Here is a 17,580-nt window from a genome sequence, read left to right as displayed (position 1 = left end):
AGCGTGAGTAACCATCGTTGGCACATCGGTCGAGAAATTGTTCTCGCGCTTTTGCAAGCGGGCCTTCCCGGTAGCGCGCCAGCGCCGTGGGGCGCTTGAATAGCTCTTCAATCATGATCGATCTCCGTCTTCAACAAGATGGACGATCATCGTGATCCTGATCCGCGCAAACTTATGTGGCGTAAATTTGACCGACCGCCCGCAACCAAGCGGGGTGCCGGATTCGTCGCCACATATTTCTGAGCGCCACATACTGATAGTTACGTGGCCGGCCACGTAACTATCAAAATGCCAAACAGGAATCGTTTTGGGGGCGCATCGAAGGGCGCCTGATGGCGATGCTCGAAGGCGAGAAATTGCTGACGCTGGACCTGCTCAATCAGGCCAGCCAGGCCTGGGTCGAACAAGAGTACCACCGTACGCTCCATTCCGAGATCGATGCGACCCCCTTGGCGCGCTATCTCGCTGGGCCCAGTGTTCGCCGTGACTGCCCGGATACTGGCACGCTGCAGGCCGCCTTCCGGATTGAGGTCGCGCGCCGCCAGCGGCGTGCCGATGGCACGGTCAGTCTGGCTGGCATACGCTTCGAGATCCCCGCCAGTTATCGGCACCTGCCGGTGGTTCATCTACGCTACGCCCGCTGGGACCTCAGGCACGTCGATCTCGTGGATCCGAGCACCGGCGTCGTGCTTTGCCCGGTCAAGGTGCTCGACAAGTCGGCCAACGCCGATGGTCAGCGTCGGCGCCTCGCGCCCGTCACGACAGAGGCTCTGGCGCCGGCGTCTACCGGGATCGCGCCGCTGCTGCGCCAGCTGCTCGCTGACTACGCCGCGACGGGCTTGCCGCCTGCGTATTTCCCGTCCGCCGACAAGGAGCCGGCATGAACCATCGGCTCCTCGCCCTCTACGGGCTGAAGTGGAATCCCTTCTCCCCTGAATTGCCAATCGAGGCCCTCTTTGTTCCGCCCCGGATCGAGAACTTCTGCTGGCGAATCGAACACGCTCAGATCCGCGAAGGGGGCTTCGCGATGATCCACGGCGATCCAGGCACCGGCAAAAGCGTGGCCTTGCGCCTCCTGGCCGACCGTCTGGGAAGTCAGTCGGACGTCACCGTCGGCGCGATCAACCATCCGCAGAGCAACCTGGCCGATTTCTATCGCGAAATGGGCGACATCTTCACCGTGCCCTTGCGCCCGCATAACCGCTGGGGTGGCTTCAAGGCGCTGCGCGAAGTCTGGTTCGCGCATCTGGAAACGACCCGTCGCCGGGTGGTGTTGCTGGTCGATGAGGCGCAGGAGATGAGTCCGGCCGTTCTTTGCGAGTTGCGCCTGCTCGCCAGTGCGCGGTTCGATTCGCAGCCGCTCCTGTGTGTGGTGCTGGCCGGCGATGCGCATCTCATCGAGAAGCTGCGTCGTGAGGAGTTGATCCCGCTCGGCTCCCGCATCCGTACCCGCCTCGCCATCGAGTATGCGTCGCGTGACGAGTTACTCGCCTGCCTGACCCATCTGCTGAGCCGCGCCGGGAACGCCAGCCTGATGACCCCCGCACTCTGTCATACGCTGTGCGATCACGCCGCCGGTAACTACCGCATCCTGACCACCCTCGCGGCCGAACTGCTCGCCGCCGCGGCGCAGCGTGAGTTGCCGCAACTCGACGAGAAACTTTACCTCGAGGTCTTCGCGTCACCCGAGACCCCTGCGCAGCGTCGCGTGGCGGCCGGCCGGTGACGACTGTCGTGGTCAAGTAATTTCGGACACCTCGATAGGTTGTTTTTCTGCCATTTGGTGTTCATAGACATTCGGCGGCAGGTAACCGAGTTTCGAGTGCAGGCGGGTGCTGTTGTAGAAGCCGACGATGTAGTCGGTCACATCGCGAGTGGCCTCGGCATGGTTGGCATAGTTGTTCGGCCAGACGCGCTCCATCTTGAGATTCAGGAAGAAGCGCTCCATGACGGCTAAAGTGGTCCCCTGAGTCAAGACAAATATCAACCCAGTTTAAGTTGTGCATTTGACTTCGCTAGCAGCTGGACGGCGCTGCCCCGGTGTTGCCTTTGACTCTGCCTTTGACTCTGCCTTTGACTCTGCCTTTGACTCTGCCTTTGACTCTGCCTTTGACTCTGCCTTTGACTCTGCCTTTGACTCTGCCTTTGACTCTGCCTTTGATTCTGTCGTTGATTTTGCTTTTGCGGGTGGGGCATCGCCTGTGGAGCGTAGCGGAACAGGCGATGCCCCACCCGCGCCGCCAAACTTGTCGAGGATCAACGCCCCGCCACCTATGCCGTTTCGATAGACGACCGCGGGTGCCGTGTTGCCCAGCGACTGGTGCGGACGCTCAGTGTTGTAGAAGGCGAAGTACTCGGTCAGGCCAAGCATCAATTCGCCCATCGTGGCATAGCCCTTCAGATACACGTCCTCGTACTTGACGCTGCGCCAGAGGCGCTCGACGAAGATGTTGTCGAATACCCGCCCCCGCCCATCCATGCTGATGACCACGCCTTCCCGTTTCAGCACCCCGGTGAAGGCTTCACTGGTGAACTGCGCGCCTTGATCGCTGTTGAAGATTTCTGGCTTGCCGTGGCTACGCAGGGCCTCCTCCAGACAATCGACACAGAACACCGATTCCATGCTGTTGCTGATCCGCCAGCTGAGCACCTTGCGGCTATACCAGTCGATCACGGCGACCAGGTAGGCGAAGCCGTGGGCCAGCCGGATGTAGGTGATGTCCGTGCTCCACACTTGGTTGGGTCTGACCACAGGAACGCCACGCAGCAGGTACGGATAGACCGGGTGCTCTGGGCGCGGACGGCTGGTGTTCGGCCCCGGCGCCATGCCCGACAGCCCCATCAGTCGCATCAGGCGTTGCACGCGCTTGCGATTGACCGTGTGCCCCACGTTCTCAAGAAAGATCACCATCCGGCGGGTGCCGTAAAACGGATGCCGCGTGTACTCCTCGTCAATCAGCCGACTGTGGAGGAGATCGTTGGCATCGACCACCGGCGGCCGGCGCTGCGCGTAGACCGTGGCTCGGCATAAGCCTGCCAGAGCGCATTGCTGCACCACGGCGACGGCCTCACCGGGGTCGATCCACGCATGCCGTATCACGGCAGGCTGATCCCAGACTTTTTTTTGAGCCAGTCCAGTTCCATCTTCAACTTGCCGATCTCGCTGTACAACAGCTCCGGCTCCCGGTGCGCCGCCGCCGGCTTGGGGCCACGCTTGCCTTCAAACAGCGTCTTGGCATTCTCCTGGATGGCCTTCTTCCATTGCCCAACCTGCACAGGATGCACGCCGTATTCCCGCCCAATCTCGTTGATCGTCTTGACCCCGCGTACCGCCTCCAGACCAACCTTGGCCTTGAACTCCGGCGTATGTACCTTCCGCGTCGTTGCTTCACTCATCGCTTCTCGCTCCTATGATGGAGCACAGCTTAAACCACTGTCTGATTTCCAGGGACCACTATAAGCTACGGTGGGCGTCGCTGGCGTACTGGCTGCCGCGATCGGAATGCACCAGCAAACCCGCCGGCGGTTGCCGCTGGGTAATGGCCATCTGCAAGGCCGCGCAGACCAGTTCGGCAAGCATGTTTGGGGCCATCGCCCAGCCCACGATCTTGCGCGAGAACAGGTCCATCACGACGGCCAGGTACAACCAGCCGCTAGCCGTGCGGATGTAGGTGATATCCGAGACCCAGGCGACATTCGCCGTGGCCGGTTCGAACTGCCGGTTGAGCAGGTTGTCGGCGATCGGCAGGGTATGGCGGCTATCGGTGGTGTGGATGAACTTGCGTTTCCAGACAGGCCGTAGGCCGTTGATTCGCATCAGCGTTCGAACACGGTGCCGGCCGATGGGCCGCCCTTCTTGAACCATGGCCTGCTGCAAGCGCCGGCTGCCATAGCTTCGTCCAGAGGCCGTAAAAAGCGTCTTCAGATGAACCGTTGCCGCGCAAACGCTGGTGGTCTTTCTGGCCCGTGCTGCGGCGGCGTAGTACCCCGAGCGACTGACGCCGAGGAGGCGGCACAGCGGCGCGACACCGGTGGTGGCCTTCTCTGCCAACTGATCGATGAGCCGGTGGCTCATCGCAGTTCTCGGGCAAAGAAGGCCGACGCTTTTTTTAGTAGGTCGTTGTCCTGACGCAGTTGCCGAACCTCCCCTTCTAATTGGCGTATGCGCTGCTGCTCGGCCGTCAGCGGCTTGCCGATGCCAGCCTGGCCGGATTGCTCGGCCGAAAACTGCCTCAGCCAGCGGCGGACGGCCGTCTCGCCAAGGCTCATGTCGCGGCAGACTTGCGCCACACTCAGGCCTTGCTCTTTGATCAGTTGAACGACCTGCAGCTTGAAGCTCGGGTCGAAGGTCTTGCGTTGTTGGCTCATCAATTGCTCCTCTTAGGGTGGATCATCCACCTATCGAGGTGTCCAGGGAAATTAGACCACGTCATTGTCAGATGGTCGATTTTGGGAAGAGAGCGTGGTTGGCAAACCCGCGTTTTTGCAAAGTCACGGCAGGCGTCCTCACGACACCAAGTAGACATGCCCGGCCTCAGGTTCGTCGGCGTGCTTGGACCCGACGACGACCGGCATGACCCAGATCAGCTTGCGCAGCGAGCGCGCCGGGCCGTGCACCTGGTTGCGCCAGTGACCACGCCGCCAGTGCGTAGCGACGTGACCATGCGCTGGGATGCCCTGGTGCGTACGCTGTTCGGCGACGCGCTTGCCGCAAATATGCACCGGTACATAGCCAAGCGCGGTCAGCTTCGACTTTGCCCGCATCTGCTCCTTGCCCTTGCCGTGCAGCGCCTTCTGTTTGAGCGAGTCGGGTGTTCCTTCCGGCCAGACCGTATCAATGTCTTCGGGATAGGCCGCGACGTAGCACAGCGCATTGACCACCAATTGCAGGGCCGCTTTGTAGACGGGGTGCCGGCGGCGGGTGATGTCGTCGCGCACGGCCGCCAGCGTCGGGCTGACGTCGACGACACTGACGCCCGCGGGCGGTGCCATGCCGCTCTCGGTGGCCGCCTCCTCCAACGTCGCCGTGATGTCGCCACCGGCGCCCGCGCGCCGTTTCATCAGCTCGGCGAGCCTGCTCGACAGCACAGTGTCGATGGCGGTGGCCAAATCCATTGAGCGAAACTCGCCGACGAAGTCCTGGGTATACTCAACCTCCGGAAACAGATACCACTGCGCCGACAAGGCTTGCTCGTGCGGGACGGCCGTGACCGTGAAGCGCACGTCGCCGCGTGCGCCGCGCTGCTCGACATAGGCGCCGTCAACCAGCCAGTCCGGCTCGATCTCCAGGCTGGGCTGCGGGCCGAAGTACAGGTATTGCGACGCGTAGGGCAGATTGATGCTGTTCAGCGGGATATCGTCGATGTCCGTCTCGGCCAGCATTTCGGTCAACGCCGGCGGGAAGTCGATGATCTGTCGGCCGGCTTGGACGAAGCGCCCGTAGGCAGTAGCAAGCGTTTCCTCGGCCTCAATGACAAGTGATGGTTGCGGATGGGATTCCTTGCGCTTGCGAGGAAACCGGAGTGAGCGCTGGTTCAATTCGGTGCTCATATGACGAGCAATTTCGTTGAGCTGGTCGATAGTCAACATGCCCGTTGCCGGATCGACCCGCTGCCGGTACAGCTTGCCGACCGGCTCGGCATAGTCACGGTATGCCTTGAAGCGTTCCGGGTGATAGCGGTACAGCGGCGGTGCTGGCTTCTCGGCAGTCTTCGGTTCGCAGCGGTAGTCCGGGTTGTCGAACAGAAAGCCGATGTCGGCGTATGCCATGACGGGATCGTCTACGTCGCTCGCCCAGCGATCCCACACGACCGGACCGGCGACGTCGTCATGCCAGCCGGTCTCGACGATGATCTCGTGGCCGTGATTGAGTATCAGGACATAGGTTTCGAACGGATGGGTCATGCCTTCGAGGAAATCGTCCAGTTCCTGGGCGCTTTCCTCGGCTCTGGCCATCGCCGCTTGCTGGGATTCGGTGCCCGCCCAGTCGATCTTTCCTTCGGCGTTCAATAATTTGAACAGCCGCTCGAAGCCGGTAACGGCCGAGGGATTCGCCTGGATGCTCTTGGTGAAGGCTCTTACCTCGTCCGTATAGCCATGGGACAGCAGCGCGATCAGGGACTCCACGTTGGTCCATTCGTCGTCTCGCTTTCTCGCCATGCAAGTTGCTCCGGTTCAGGCTGCCGCTTGGTTGTAAAGGGTTAGTTGTCCTGTGCGGCATGGCGTGCCGCAGGCAGGTAGCGGTACAACGTGGATGGTCCCACGCCGAGCCGCCGCGCCACGTCCTCGACCGTGATCTCGGAATCGGCCAGCAAGGCACGCGCTTCTTTCAGATCTTTCTCTGAGAGGGCACGAGGGCGACCGCCAGTGCGCCCTCGTGACCGCGCGGCATCCAGCCCGGCCCGCGTGCGCTCGCGGATAATCTCGCGCTCGAACTCGGCGATCGCCGAGAACACGGTGAAGATTAGGCGCCCTCCGGCACTGGCCGTGTCAATGTTCTGCGTCAAAATCTTCAGGCCGATGCCGCGCTGCTCCAGCACCTCGACCGTTTCCAGCAACTGGCGAGTCGAACGCGCCAGCCGGTCAAGCTTCCACACCACCAGGCTGTCGCCGGCGCGCACGTAGTCAAGCGTTGCATTCAATTCCGGCCGGTCGCGCTTGGCGCCGCTGGCGGTTTCCTCAAAGATGCGCTCGCAACCGGCTTGCCGCAGGGCGTCGAGCTGCAGGTGCGGCTTTTGGTCGCGCGTGGAGACGCGCGCATAGCCGATCAGCATCGCTGAATGTCCGTCTGCGCGAAGTCGTTGCCGATGAACAGCAGCGGCTCGCCAAGCGAGCTGGCCAGCGCATAGACCGCGCAGTCGCCGAAGTTGAGCTGGGCCGGGTGGCCCTGTCCCTTGCCGTAGTGAACGAACGCCGCGTCGGCAAGCCGTGCCTGGCGCTCGTCGAACGGCATGACCACGGCGCCGATCTCCTCCAGGAAGCGTTGCAGCTTGCCAACCATGGTCGAGTGCTCGCGGGCGCGCACAACAATATGCGCTTCGAGCAAGCTCACCGCTGAGATACGGCAGACCGGATGCGCCTCAAGCGCGGCAACAATTCGCTCGCGCTCGGGTTCGTGCTTGAGCCACGCCAGGACAGCGGAGGTATCAATCACCATACGCCGTGCTCGTTGTAGTCCAGTATTTCGTCATCGCTACGCGTGTCCGCCGGCACGCGTGCTGGCACGGCATCGACTTCGTGCGCCAGCGCAGCCAGCCGTTCACGCAGCGGCGCCTTGCGCGTGGCCAAGCCGCGCAAGCCGGCGAGCGACAGCAGGCTCTCGCGCAATACCTCGGTGACGGTCACGCCTTCGGCGACGGCGATCTCTTCCGCCAAACGTTCCATCTGGATGTCTTCGATCACGATGGCCATAAATCTCTCCTGTTACTCGACCGCATGATGGTCGTTTCGGGAGAACATATCAAGAGATAGTTACGGGAGAAATATTGGGTTCATTGGCCTCCATGTTTGTCATTTTCAGAAGACGACTGCACCAGTTCATTGGGCTGGCCGCCGTGTCTGCAGCGGACTTCTGACCGTCACAAAAGGCGCGTTGATTGCCCTTGAGCCGTGAGAAGTGCCACCGCCTTCTTATCGAAGGAAACGAAGGTTTCCCCGCCAAGCCAATTGCCCTCGTAGGCAATAACGCCATCGGCAAAATCTCCGCCCGCGTCGAGCACCAGCAAGCCGGCCTCCACGGCGGGCCGGTTCACTTCCACGTTCGCAGCGGCAAGTAGTGCCCGGATCGCGCCGGCCGCGTCGGCTTGCTGGAAGCCATATACCCGGAGCAGCACCCAAACAAATTCGCATAGGCACGGTGTTGCTACCGCGATCAACTCGGCGTCGGTCAAGACTGTCGCGGCAACGTTCGCTTGTACGGGATCGTCGCGCACAACAGCACGCACAAGGACATTGGTATCGACTGCGACCTTCATTTCTTGCCTGCCCATCCAAGCGCCGCCGCCTCGTTGATTTCTTCGATGGTGGCAACCTTCTGCGTCCTGCCCGCGAGCAGGCCGACGAAGCTGGATATCGTCCCAGCGGGCCGCGCCGCCTTGAGTACGCCCCGACCATCTGGCAGTAAGTCCAGCTCGATCTTGTCGCCTGGCCTGATGCCGAGGTGTTGCAGCACGTCCTTCCGAAACGTCACTTGTCCCCGTGCGGTAACAGTCAATGTGGTCATGGTGCTGTGCCCTCGCAATCTCGTAGGTTGACGCTTTGCAGCGTAATGCAAAACTGCCTTACAGTCAATGTCCGTCAAACGATCATTAGGCGGCCAAGCCGGACAGTGTCCGACAAAACACTTGTTTAATGGGTTGTCGGACATTAAGATAGGCGGACGCAATGACGGACAAAAGGGCTGACAATGGCACTGATCGGCTATGCGCGGGTATCGACTGCGGAACAAGACACCGCTTTGCAGACGGACGCGCTGAACAAGGCGGGCTGCGAGCGCATTTTCGAGGACACGGTTTCCGGGGCCAAGGCCGACCGTCCCGGCTTGGCTGAGGCGCTGGCCTATCTGCGCGACGGCGACGTGCTGGCCGTTTGGCGGCTGGATCGGCTCGGGCGCTCCCTGCCTCATCTGATCGATACGATAGCCGCACTGGAAGCGCGTGGCGTTGGATTCCGTTCGCTGACTGAGGCCATCGACACCACGACGCCGGGCGGGCGGCTCATCTTCCATGTGTTCGGCGCATTGGGCCAGTTCGAGCGCGACTTGATCCGCGAGCGCACCAAGGCCGGGTTGACCGCTGCCGCCGCTCGCGGGCGAAAAGGTGGACGCAAGCCGGTCGTTACCGCCGACAAGTTGCAGCGGGCGCAGGATCACATCGCCAACGGGCTGAACGTCCGCGAGGCTGCAACGCGGCTCAAGGTGAGCAAGACGGCGCTGTATGCCGCCCTGCAATCGGCCAGTGCAGCCGACTCCTGACATTTCGTGCAATCGCCTTCTGAAAACGACATACGGATTGACGTGGTGATAGATCAGCGGCGACAGCGCTCGCCAGTCGTCGGCCGTCATGCGCTCGCGCCACACCGGCTCGGCCAGTACCTCCTGGATGAACAGCGTGTTCACGTACACCAGGCAGGCTTGCAGCAGGTGCAGTGACAGCATCGCTAGTTCCTGGTCCTCGACGCGGTTGGTGGCGATCTCGCTCTTCTCTCCGTAGAAGATGAAGCTGTTCGCGCTGTTTTAGTTCTCGACCACGTTCAAGCCTTCGTGGATTTCGCGGCGCAGCGATTCCTCGTGCAGGTAGCGGCAGAGGAAGAGGGTCTTGATCGCCTTACCCAACTCGGCCAGCGCCTGATAGGTCGGGTGCACCGGGTCGGCACGGCTGAAGCGGCGCAGGATGGCCTCCGAATCCGCAGTGCCCAACCGCAAGGCGGTGGTGTACTTGATAATCTCGTCGTACTGCTGCGCGATCAGATCCCACTTGATGGCGCGCACCAGGATCGGTTCCAGGTTCGCGAACTGCTTGGCGTCATCGGCATCGACCATGGACAGCTTCTGGCGGGCGATCAGCTTGAAGCGCGGCAGCAGGTCGAAGCCCAGGATGTAGCTGAAGGCGAACGCGACTTCGCTCTGCCCGTGGGTATCGACGTACTGTTGCTCGATCTCCATGGTCGTGCAGTGGCGCAGCACGCCTTCCATCATCGCCGCGACTTCGGACGATGAGCAACGCTTGATCTGCGAGTAAATGCAGGTCGAGTTCTGGTCGACGTGCCAGTAAATCATGATGCCGCGCCCGCCGTAGCGCGCGTGCCATTCCGTCATCAGGTTCTGGTCGTAGGCACCGAACTGCTTGGAGTCGGAGGCGCACGAGGTGGTGGCGTCGCCCCAGATCGCGGCTTGGCGGATGCGGAAGGTGCCGTTGACGATCTCGGCGACGGCCGCGCGCAGCGCCTCCTTGTTGACGAATCGGCGCTTCACATAGCGCAGCTCGTCGAAGGTGACGCCCGGTTGCTGGCTGGCCACGCGCTTGAGGCCGACATTGGTGCCGATGCCGAACAGGCACAGCAGCAGGCGCCGTTGCAGTACGGGCGGGTCTAGCACTTCGCGGCTAGCGGCGGTGCGGAAGGCCGACGTGAAGTTGAGGCGCAGGTCGACCTCCTTGACGATGTCGATCAGCTCGACGTCGGACCAGCGCCGGCCGATTTCGCGCTTGAGCGCGGCGGTGTTGGGCGGCTCGGTTTGCGCGGTATAGGGCGACAAGTGGATGATGTTCTTGCCCTGCTTGCGCAGCTTGACCTTGGGATTGCTCGGCAGGCTGTCGTTGAAGGTTTTGAGCCACTGGCGCATGGCGGTCTTGACCTGCTCGATGAACACCTGGGCGTCCTTCCGCACCTTGAGCATGTCATAGTAGGTGTCGCGCTTCTCGTCGAAATCGGCGGGCAGATCCTGTTCTGGGTCGCGGTAGCGGTCCGCGCCTTCGACCCAGATTTCCTTGGCACGCAGGCGCTTGCGTAATGCCTGCAGCACGCAGACTTCGTAGTCGATGCGGTTGACGCGCTCGGCGCCGTCCTTGGCGGTATCAATGACGATGTGACGCCACTTCTTCGGCACCACGCCTTCGAGCGGCACTTCGTCCGCCTCGTAGTATTCGCTTGCTGTCGCGATTCGCCTGCAGGACGGCGAGCGCATCGATCACAGGCCGGTGCACCGTATTGTTGGAGGGAAATGTGAGCGCATCCAACACGGGTGCGAGCATGCTGCGGTAGTGGCGGCCGTAGGACGAGCGCATCGTCTCCTGCACCTCGCGCTCGAAGTCCAAGCCCATGGCTTCGAACTCTGACACCAGCTCCTTTAGCGTATTCTGGCTGACCACCGGGTAGACCACGTCCTTGATCACGCCTTCCGGCTGGTCCACCGTCGCCTCGGCCAGTTTGAACAGTAGTCGCGCCTTGCCGCGCACCTTCTTGAAGGCGGCGAACTGCTTCTTGTCGATCTTCTTCTCGGCGCGCGTGCTAATGCTGTGGATGAGCTGCAGCAGCATGTCAACCAGCGCGTCGGTCAATTGCTGCCGGCGGCGCCAGCAGAACATAGCAACCATGCTGTAGCGAATCGACGCCGGATGGCGACGCAACTCGCGGATCGATTCGGTGGCGCAGCGCTGACGGAATTGGTCGATGAATTTGGCGGGCACGCCCTTGAACACGTCGGCGACCAGGCCGATAGCGTCGATAGATTGGCGCCGGGCGATGCCGGCCAGGAGGTTGTCGCGGCTGGCCTTGCCGAGATCGGCCTTCAGTTGTGAGAACGTCGATGCGGAGACGGGGGTGACCGATACCTCTTCGCTATCGTTGCTGGCGTCGGGCTCTTCGCTTGCCAGGAGCCGGTCGATTGCAGCCTTGCTGGCAGCGGACAGGCGCCTATGGATAGCTTCCTACTGCCGCGTCTCGAAACCATGGACTGTCGAGCGGATGACGCGATCGAGGTGCTCGAGCGCCGGAGGTTCAAAGTGCTGCGCTTTGCACCATTCCAGCGCGAGATCGCGGCCGTGGCGGGCCTGCGGATCGAACGGCAGCACGTCGTTGGCCAGCCAATCGCTCAGGCGCTGACGGTCGCCGCCCGTCGTGGGACGGATTCCCAATATCCCACGAATGGTACGGCGCTGCCGGCGTCCTTGGCGGCCATCGAGTTCGAAGGCTACGAAACCATCGGTGACACTACCGCTACCGACTTGAGTCGCGAGCCAATCAAGCACGGCCGGATCAATCTCATCATGACGTTCCGGAAAGCGGCCATGGATTTCCATGAACTTTAGTTGAACCGCGAAGGCAAGGCGTCCCGTGTTGGTCATGCCGGGTAGCAGGGCGAGCTCGTCAGCGTTCAGTGCCCATTGTTCTTGCAAGTCGATATCAGTCCACGATTGCACCAAGGGAAGTTCCATCGGGGTCGATTTGGACGGATTATAGAGATAGCGGGTGGACGAAACAATGACGAGAATATCAGCCGCGGCTTATATGGCCTCAAATTGCAGCTTCGCTCCCACTGGGCCTAGTTACCGCTATTACCTCACCAGGCTTGGCCGCAGCGCCATTGCCGCCGCTTGCCGCATCACCGAAGACCATCGTGCCCGCCCTAGCAGCCGCACGTGCGTAACAAAGTCTGATCACAGAACGTGAAAAATTGAGTCATAAGGGACCAATTTTATGGATTCTCTATCCTTTTTGGGGCACGCCCGACCCACCCGGGTCGAATCTGACCCGACGTGTTCGGCGCGCCCGGGATGGTCCCTAGCCCCCTGTCCTGGCCAACAACATAAGCACGAGCCGAGTATGCGACGAGTGCGATACACATCGCGGCAATGTGTGCGGCTGTGGGTCATTACAGACCCACTTTTCTACCGGAGACCGTCATCCCATTTAAGAAAGCCAGGAAATACCTGTGATTAAAGACGCGCCATGACTTGGCATACGTCTTGCCTTCCTTCTATGTCCATGGGAAAGTGTTTGGACTGCCAATCTTTCTAATGCGAGGCTGTTGTCCAACGAAGAAAAGCTGCGTGGAACTAGTGAGCGTCTTAAGCCCGCGCCGGTCAGGCGCTCCAAAAATAATGACTTGCGTTTCTATTTCTTGTGAGGATGGACTAATGGCTGAATACCGAAGCATTGATGGCAAGGGCAACAACGCTTCGCACCCCGAGTGGGGCGCGGCAGGCACACCCCTGCGGCGCGTCGCAAAGAGTGCCTACGAAGACGGAATCTCAACCATCGCCAAACGAGGCGATGGTTCACCATCTCACCCTCGCAAGGTGAGCAACGCGATTCATCGCCACAGCAAGTCCGTGCTCAGCGCTGCTGATCTTTCCAACTTTACTTGGGCATGGGGCCAGTTCCTCGATCACGAGCTGGATCTCACGGAGCCAATGCAGGAGGCGGTGGAACTTCGGACGCCGCCCGACGACCCTGTACTTCCTGACGCCAGCATTCCGTTCAAGCGCTCCAACTTTGTCAAGGGTACGGGCACCGACCTCGACAACCCACGTCAGCAGATCAACCAAATTACCTCCTACATTGACGCCTCCAACGTCTACGGATCTGATGAAAAACGCGCCACAATGCTGCGCGCCAAGGACGACACCGGGCGGCTTGCGGTAACCCCCGACCCCAATGGTGATCTCCTTCCCTACAACGCTGCCGGGCTTCCTAACGCGGCCCTACCGCAACAAACAGTTGCATCTGAATTGTTTCTAGCAGGTGACGTTCGAGCCAACGAGCATGCGGTTCTGTCCGCGATGCACACCCTGTTTGTTCGCGAACACAACCGCCGGTGCGATGCGATTAAGGCGGCAAACCCTGGGATAAGCGGCGAGGATATCTACCAGCGGGCGCGCAGAGAAGTTTGCGCCTTGATGCAGATAATCACTTACCAAGAGTTTTTGCCATCCATCCCACGGTAAATTTGTTCTCGTGCCGGGATCAAGGTGATACGTGGCCTGTAGAATTTTTGGTCATGCGCAGGTAGTCGAAGACCAATCGGATGTTGCGGTTGAGGTGGCGCATTTTTTCGGAAATGCTGGTTTTGCCGTCGGAGAAGTGGTGCAGGATTCCGACGGCAAAGCGGCGCAGGCGTGACATGTTCTCGGGTCCGTAACCAGTCCGAATACGGCTACGGTCCTCGTCGTAGTTCCAGTCGATGACGTAGTGACAGCGGTTCTCTATCGACCAATGGCCGCGATTGATGGCGAGGATTTGCTGTGGGCTGGCCTGTTCTGGAGGGCGACTGGTGATCCCGAGAGCGATTTCGTGCGTCCGCTTGCCGCTCTTCTTGTGCAGCACTTCGCGCTCGATCAAGAACACCTGGCCGACATACGGGAAGTCGAGATAGGCGTTGAGGGCATTGCTGCACCAAATACGCCGAGTCTCGATCCGACCATGGTCAGGTGGCGAAACCGCCACGAAGTCTGCCCCCTTCCGATCCTGGAAGAGGAGCGCGATATCGGCTTGCAGTGTTGGCTGATTGCCTTTGACCGTGAAGTGATAGTGCGCCTTGCGCTCCACCAGGTAGGTCGCCAGCTTGCGCTGTGTCAGTAGCGCGTCGGCGGTGATGTCCTTGCCCTGAATATCGATCGCATCGAGCAGGGGTATGAACATCCCGATTTCATTGGTCTGCTTGAGCTCGTCCCCGCCATTTACGGGCAAGGTGCCGACTTTTTTTGGGTGTGACACACGCCGGTCTGATGCCCGACCACGCTCATGATGTGTGCTTGCTGACCGTGCTCGTCATGGGCATTGCGCATGGTCTTGCCGTCGACCGCCAGACTGGGGTCGTCTTGAGCATAGGCCTTGTTCCACTGCTGACACGCTTGATCGAGCGCCATGGGATCGACACGGATCAGGACGTCACGAATGATGAACTCGCTGGGTACGCGGTAAACGCCCTTCTCGCGACGACAGCGGAAACGCTCGCGTGCTTTCGGTGTGAGGTCTTTGGCCCACCCGGCGATGGCTTTGTAGCCCCGCATTCCGCACAAGACCGCCGCCGTGGCGATGGCCAGAACGGCAGGAAGGGGGTGACGCCTTCCTTGCGCGCGCCGCGGGTCGGCGATGCCGGCAAAGAAATCGGGAAGCGTGCGCATCTGTTCGGCGGTGAGCATCATCCTGGGCGCTCCTGTGCGATAGCGGGGGTTGAGTATCGAGCGGGAAAGTTGGCCGCGAGCGTCCGCCTGCAAGGGGCGAACAAAGACAACTTTGGGCGACGTCGGGTGGGCGCTGTAGCCTTCTCGGGTGCGGCGAAAGCCTTGCGTCAGCCCCAGAGGCGTCCAGTTCGCGGCGCGATAGACGGTCCCCTGGAAGCGCGAGGGGTCCACAAAGGTCTCCAGCAGTAACAGCGGCTTCCCGAAATGCGCCTGCCAATCCTCGGCGACCCGTCGCTCGCACAGCGAGAGCACCTTGGAGCCGAGATTGGGGTAATGCCAATCGGGAAGGATCAGAAAGCGACTGTTGTTGGCGACCAGGCCCAAGCGATCGTACTGATGCCGATAGTCCCAGCCGATCCAGCGGTCACGAACGCCGCATTTCCAGGCCGCCGCAGAGAAACTCAGCAGGGCCGTCCACTTTTCGCCGTAGGTGGCCACGTACCAAAGCGTGTGCCCGATCTTCGCCAGGTCGCCCAGGTAGTGATGCTCTGCCATCAACTCCCGATAGCGAGCCTCTTCGCTCTTGCCCACCAAGCGAACACGCAATGCACCAAGAACGCTTTCCATGCGCCATTTATACGGACTTCCGGCGCAGATGTCCAGGGGGAAGAACTAACTGCTTGATTGCCCGTGCGTTGCCTGAGAGGACAAATCCACCCTGCCATCCATCCTGGGGCCGGATGCCCTCGGACCCTACAAGGGCTACGATGACACTGTTGATGCCTCTGTTTCGAACATCTTTTCAACCGCCTGCTACCGATTGGGTCATAGCATGTTGTCCGGCGTGGTGGGTATCGGGCGCATTGGGCGTAGCCTTCTCCTTCGCGATCTGTTTTTCCGACCGGAGGAGGTCAAGCGTATTGGCGTAGACACTCTACTGGATGGTCTGGCTTACCATCGTATGGAGGAGATAGACCACCACATCATCGATGACGTTCGCAGCTTCCTTTTCCACGCCCCAGATCCAGTCGGTTCTCAACTCCTTGATCTGGTGGCCCTTAACATCCAGCGGGGTCGAGACCATGGCCTTCCGTCGTACAACGGCTGCCGCGAAGCCTACGGATTGCCCCGGAAAAAAACCTTCGCGGACATGACTTCCGATGTGACCCTCCAGCAAGCTCTTGCAAGTGTCTATAGTGACGTTGATGATGTCGACCCTTGGGTCGGAGGGCTCTGTGAAGATCATGTCGCGGGTGCCAGTGTCGGCGAGTTCATCCGAACGGTACTGGTTGAGCAGTTTCAACGTACGCGGCACGGCGATCGCTTCTGGTACGCGAACGACCACGGAATCGACGAGACCACCAAACAGAAACTCGAAGCGACAACGCTTGCCGATATAGTCCAGAACCAACGGTGTCCGGCTTGAATTTTGGCCGAAGCAGGTAATCCACCACAAGGCGGCGTCGCAGTCGTGTTATACGCGGATAATTTGAGTATTTAATAGAAAAGCGGCAGGTTCGAAATCGACGTGCTCTATGGCGCGGATATTGAGGCGGCAAAAATATTTTTAAAATAATGCGAAAAACACTTGACAAAGGTTTGGCAAAATGCTCGCAATTTTGGCTGTATAAACAACAGCTTATTGGAGTGTCTTGTGGATACCGAACGATTAACTGCGGTCATGGATAGCCTCATGAACCAAACCGTCTTGGGTGAATTGTTGGCGCCGATGGCTCGTGCCTTGGCGCAGGTGCGCGGTACCGACGCGGTATCGCGAGTGTTGAGCATGGCGGATTTTATCGGCCTGGGGGTGCTGCGCCACCTGCAGGGCATGCGCACCCTGCGCGAGCAGGTGCAGTCGCTGCTGCATTGCGAGCCGGGGACGGCGCAGCGCGTCCCGCTGGCACGTTCCACCTGGTCGGACGCGCTGTCCTCGCGCCGCCGCCGCACGGTCTTGGAGGCGGCGATGCCGCCGTTGCTCACCGAGGCCCGGGCCGCGCTGCCGGATCGCCTGGCGCAATTCCCAGCCCTGCAAGGACGGCCGGTGTATGCAATGGATGGGACCTATCAGAGCGAAAGCGCCCACTACGGGCGGTGTACGCCCCGCCAGGGCGGGACGGACAATCCCAAGGGGCACGCGCTGTTGAGCTTCTACGACGTGCGCCTGGGTTGCCCCACCGACGTGCACGTCGACACCCGCAGTCGCCACGAAATCACTCTGTTGCGCGACTATGACCAATCCGCGCAGGCCATGACCCGTGACAAGGGCGCGCTGTGGCTGGTCGACCGCGCTTTCATCGACGCGACGTTTTGGGATGACCGGAAAAAGAGCTTGGGCGTGACCATGATCACGCGCATGAAAAGCAGCCTGTGCGTCGAGTCCACCGAGCCCTTAAAGATCGAGGATGTCCCGGCCAACGACGGGGTGCTCAACGATCTGCGCATCACCTTGCTCAGTTCCCGCCAACACTGGCGCCTGATCACCTTCCGCAGCCGACGAGGACATCTCGTGGAGTTTCTGACCAACGAGTTCGACCTCGCGCCCGGCGTCATCGCCTTCCTCTACTCCCGCCGCTGGGAGGAGGAGAAATGTTTCGACACATGGAAGAACGACTTCAGCCTCGCCAAGGCATGGGGCGCCAGTGTGGCGGCCATCGAGAATCAGGTCCGCCTGGCCGTTGTCACCAGCCTCTTGGTGGCCCTGCTGGTGCACTACAGAATGGGGCAGCACGGAATCGTGGACGAGAAGGCTTTGCGCAAGCAGGACCGGCGCCAGACCTCGGCGACCGACGGGACCGATCGCCCCGACTGGACTGCCCCGGTATTCCGCTACACCTCCAAGGTGAGCCGCCAAGTCCTGCGGTTTTTTAAGCACTGTTTTCACAAACCCGCCTCGCAGGCGCTCTACGAGGCCCAGTTGCGGCCATTGTTGTTGGCATACCTATGAGGCAGCCGGACA

At 60.8% G+C, this 17,580-nt stretch carries 15 protein-coding genes and 4 pseudogenes; 6 read left to right on the top strand and 13 right to left on the bottom strand.

The annotated features are described in order from the left end of the window. Window positions 1-281: 281 nt before the first annotated feature. Together QZ656_RS00720 and QZ656_RS00715 are read left to right on the top strand one after the other, a co-directional pair. Window positions 282-884 (top strand): annotated as a pseudogene (locus tag QZ656_RS00720) (IS481 family transposase); the annotation flags it as partial. After that, window positions 881-1,726, top strand: coding sequence for an ATP-binding protein (locus QZ656_RS00715; protein ID WP_291991597.1), 846 nt, complete (start codon window positions 881-883; stop codon window positions 1,724-1,726). The pseudogene QZ656_RS00720 and the gene QZ656_RS00715, both read left to right, overlap by 4 nt. Window positions 1,727-1,738: 12 nt before the next feature. Here QZ656_RS00715 and QZ656_RS00710 read toward each other — a convergent pair. The 10 genes and pseudogenes from QZ656_RS00710 to QZ656_RS00665 form a co-directional block, all read right to left on the bottom strand. Beyond that, window positions 1,739-1,954 (bottom strand): annotated as a pseudogene (locus QZ656_RS00710) (IS3 family transposase); the annotation flags it as partial. A 279-nt stretch (window positions 1,955-2,233) separates the two neighbouring features. Further along, window positions 2,234-3,396 (bottom strand): annotated as a pseudogene (locus tag QZ656_RS00705) (IS3 family transposase); the annotation flags it as partial. Window positions 3,397-3,454: 58 nt separating this feature from the next. Then, window positions 3,455-4,075: an IS3 family transposase gene (locus tag QZ656_RS00700; RefSeq protein WP_291991596.1), complete on the bottom strand. Its 621-nt coding sequence runs from the start codon at window positions 4,073-4,075 to the stop codon at window positions 3,455-3,457. Then, window positions 4,072-4,368 (bottom strand): transposase, encoded by a 297-nt coding sequence (locus QZ656_RS00695; protein WP_291991595.1) that lies wholly within the window; start codon window positions 4,366-4,368, stop codon window positions 4,072-4,074. Before QZ656_RS00695 ends, QZ656_RS00700 begins: the two co-directional genes overlap by 4 nt. A gap of 138 nt (window positions 4,369-4,506) precedes the next feature. Next, window positions 4,507-6,159, bottom strand: coding sequence for a hypothetical protein (locus tag QZ656_RS00690; protein WP_291991594.1), 1,653 nt, complete (start codon window positions 6,157-6,159; stop codon window positions 4,507-4,509). Window positions 6,160-6,200: 41 nt separating this feature from the next. Further along, window positions 6,201-6,773: a recombinase family protein gene (locus QZ656_RS00685; RefSeq protein ID WP_291991593.1), complete on the bottom strand. Its 573-nt coding sequence runs from the start codon at window positions 6,771-6,773 to the stop codon at window positions 6,201-6,203. Then, on the bottom strand, window positions 6,767-7,156 hold the full coding sequence (locus tag QZ656_RS00680; RefSeq protein WP_291991592.1) for a type II toxin-antitoxin system VapC family toxin: 390 nt from the start codon (window positions 7,154-7,156) through the stop codon (window positions 6,767-6,769). The genes QZ656_RS00685 and QZ656_RS00680 overlap by 7 nt, the downstream gene beginning before the upstream one ends. Beyond that, window positions 7,150-7,410, bottom strand: coding sequence for a type II toxin-antitoxin system VapB family antitoxin (locus tag QZ656_RS00675; RefSeq protein WP_291991591.1), 261 nt, complete (start codon window positions 7,408-7,410; stop codon window positions 7,150-7,152). The genes QZ656_RS00680 and QZ656_RS00675 overlap by 7 nt, the downstream gene beginning before the upstream one ends. A gap of 167 nt (window positions 7,411-7,577) precedes the next feature. After that, window positions 7,578-7,973, bottom strand: a complete 396-nt coding sequence (locus QZ656_RS00670; protein WP_169068547.1) for a type II toxin-antitoxin system VapC family toxin — start codon at window positions 7,971-7,973, stop codon at window positions 7,578-7,580. Next, entirely contained in the window at window positions 7,970-8,221 is a 252-nt protein-coding gene (locus QZ656_RS00665) for an AbrB/MazE/SpoVT family DNA-binding domain-containing protein (protein WP_012806131.1), read from the bottom strand. Before QZ656_RS00665 ends, QZ656_RS00670 begins: the two co-directional genes overlap by 4 nt. Before the next feature lie 183 nt (window positions 8,222-8,404). On the opposite strand from QZ656_RS00665, the gene QZ656_RS00660 reads away from it, so the two are divergent. Next, window positions 8,405-8,971, top strand: coding sequence for a recombinase family protein (locus QZ656_RS00660; RefSeq protein WP_169068512.1), 567 nt, complete (start codon window positions 8,405-8,407; stop codon window positions 8,969-8,971). 30 nt (window positions 8,972-9,001) lie between these two features. On the opposite strand, the pseudogene QZ656_RS00655 reads toward QZ656_RS00660, so the two are convergent. Next, a pseudogene (locus QZ656_RS00655) lies at window positions 9,002-11,930 on the bottom strand (Tn3 family transposase); the annotation flags it as partial. Window positions 11,931-12,632: 702 nt separating this feature from the next. Here QZ656_RS00655 and QZ656_RS00650 point away from each other — a divergent pair. Beyond that, the gene (locus QZ656_RS00650; protein ID WP_291991590.1) at window positions 12,633-13,442 is read left to right on the top strand and encodes a peroxidase family protein; all 810 of its coding nucleotides are present in this window, start codon (window positions 12,633-12,635) and stop codon (window positions 13,440-13,442) included. 19 nt (window positions 13,443-13,461) lie between these two features. Here QZ656_RS00650 and QZ656_RS00645 read toward each other — a convergent pair whose 3' ends face one another. Further along, window positions 13,462-14,211 carry an ISAs1 family transposase gene (locus QZ656_RS00645; RefSeq protein ID WP_291991589.1) on the bottom strand — a complete coding sequence of 250 codons (750 nt, stop codon included), beginning with the start codon at window positions 14,209-14,211 and terminating at the stop codon, window positions 13,462-13,464. Then, the gene (locus QZ656_RS00640; protein ID WP_291991588.1) at window positions 14,175-15,248 is read right to left on the bottom strand and encodes a Druantia anti-phage system protein DruA; all 1,074 of its coding nucleotides are present in this window, start codon (window positions 15,246-15,248) and stop codon (window positions 14,175-14,177) included. Before QZ656_RS00640 ends, QZ656_RS00645 begins: the two co-directional genes overlap by 37 nt. Before the next feature lie 91 nt (window positions 15,249-15,339). Between QZ656_RS00640 and QZ656_RS24000 the strand changes: the two genes are divergently transcribed. Continuing rightward, on the top strand, window positions 15,340-16,047 hold the full coding sequence (locus QZ656_RS24000) for a peroxidase family protein (protein ID WP_366522089.1): 708 nt from the start codon (window positions 15,340-15,342) through the stop codon (window positions 16,045-16,047). Window positions 16,048-16,314: 267 nt separating this feature from the next. Continuing rightward, on the top strand, window positions 16,315-17,568 hold the full coding sequence (locus QZ656_RS00630; RefSeq protein ID WP_291991552.1) for an IS4 family transposase: 1,254 nt from the start codon (window positions 16,315-16,317) through the stop codon (window positions 17,566-17,568). The last annotated feature ends 12 nt before the right edge of the window (window positions 17,569-17,580 follow it).

Source organism: Candidatus Accumulibacter sp. ACC003 (assembly GCF_907163085.1).
In the GTDB taxonomy this organism is placed as follows: Bacteria; Pseudomonadota; Gammaproteobacteria; order Burkholderiales; family Rhodocyclaceae; genus Accumulibacter.
Note: the sequence above shows the minus strand (reverse complement) of the source record. Positions and strands in the feature narration are given on the sequence as shown.

What these genes read in the sequence shown, in the direction of transcription:
- QZ656_RS00715 (WP_291991597.1), top strand. Translation starts at nt 881, where the DNA reads ATGAACCATCGGCTCCTCGCCCTCTACGGGCTGAAGTGGAATCCCTTC.
- QZ656_RS00700 (WP_291991596.1), bottom strand. Translation starts at nt 4,075, where the DNA reads ATGAGCCACCGGCTCATCGATCAGTTGGCAGAGAAGGCCACCACCGGT.
- QZ656_RS00695 (WP_291991595.1), bottom strand. Translation starts at nt 4,368, where the DNA reads ATGAGCCAACAACGCAAGACCTTCGACCCGAGCTTCAAGCTGCAGGTC.
- QZ656_RS00690 (WP_291991594.1), bottom strand. Translation starts at nt 6,159, where the DNA reads ATGGCGAGAAAGCGAGACGACGAATGGACCAACGTGGAGTCCCTGATC.
- QZ656_RS00685 (WP_291991593.1), bottom strand. Translation starts at nt 6,773, where the DNA reads ATGCTGATCGGCTATGCGCGCGTCTCCACGCGCGACCAAAAGCCGCAC.
- QZ656_RS00680 (WP_291991592.1), bottom strand. Translation starts at nt 7,156, where the DNA reads ATGGTGATTGATACCTCCGCTGTCCTGGCGTGGCTCAAGCACGAACCC.
- QZ656_RS00675 (WP_291991591.1), bottom strand. Translation starts at nt 7,410, where the DNA reads ATGGCCATCGTGATCGAAGACATCCAGATGGAACGTTTGGCGGAAGAG.
- QZ656_RS00670 (WP_169068547.1), bottom strand. Translation starts at nt 7,973, where the DNA reads ATGAAGGTCGCAGTCGATACCAATGTCCTTGTGCGTGCTGTTGTGCGC.
- QZ656_RS00665 (WP_012806131.1), bottom strand. Translation starts at nt 8,221, where the DNA reads ATGACCACATTGACTGTTACCGCACGGGGACAAGTGACGTTTCGGAAG.
- QZ656_RS00660 (WP_169068512.1), top strand. Translation starts at nt 8,405, where the DNA reads ATGGCACTGATCGGCTATGCGCGGGTATCGACTGCGGAACAAGACACC.
- QZ656_RS00650 (WP_291991590.1), top strand. Translation starts at nt 12,633, where the DNA reads ATGGCTGAATACCGAAGCATTGATGGCAAGGGCAACAACGCTTCGCAC.
- QZ656_RS00640 (WP_291991588.1), bottom strand. Translation starts at nt 15,248, where the DNA reads ATGGAAAGCGTTCTTGGTGCATTGCGTGTTCGCTTGGTGGGCAAGAGC.
- QZ656_RS00630 (WP_291991552.1), top strand. Translation starts at nt 16,315, where the DNA reads ATGAACCAAACCGTCTTGGGTGAATTGTTGGCGCCGATGGCTCGTGCC.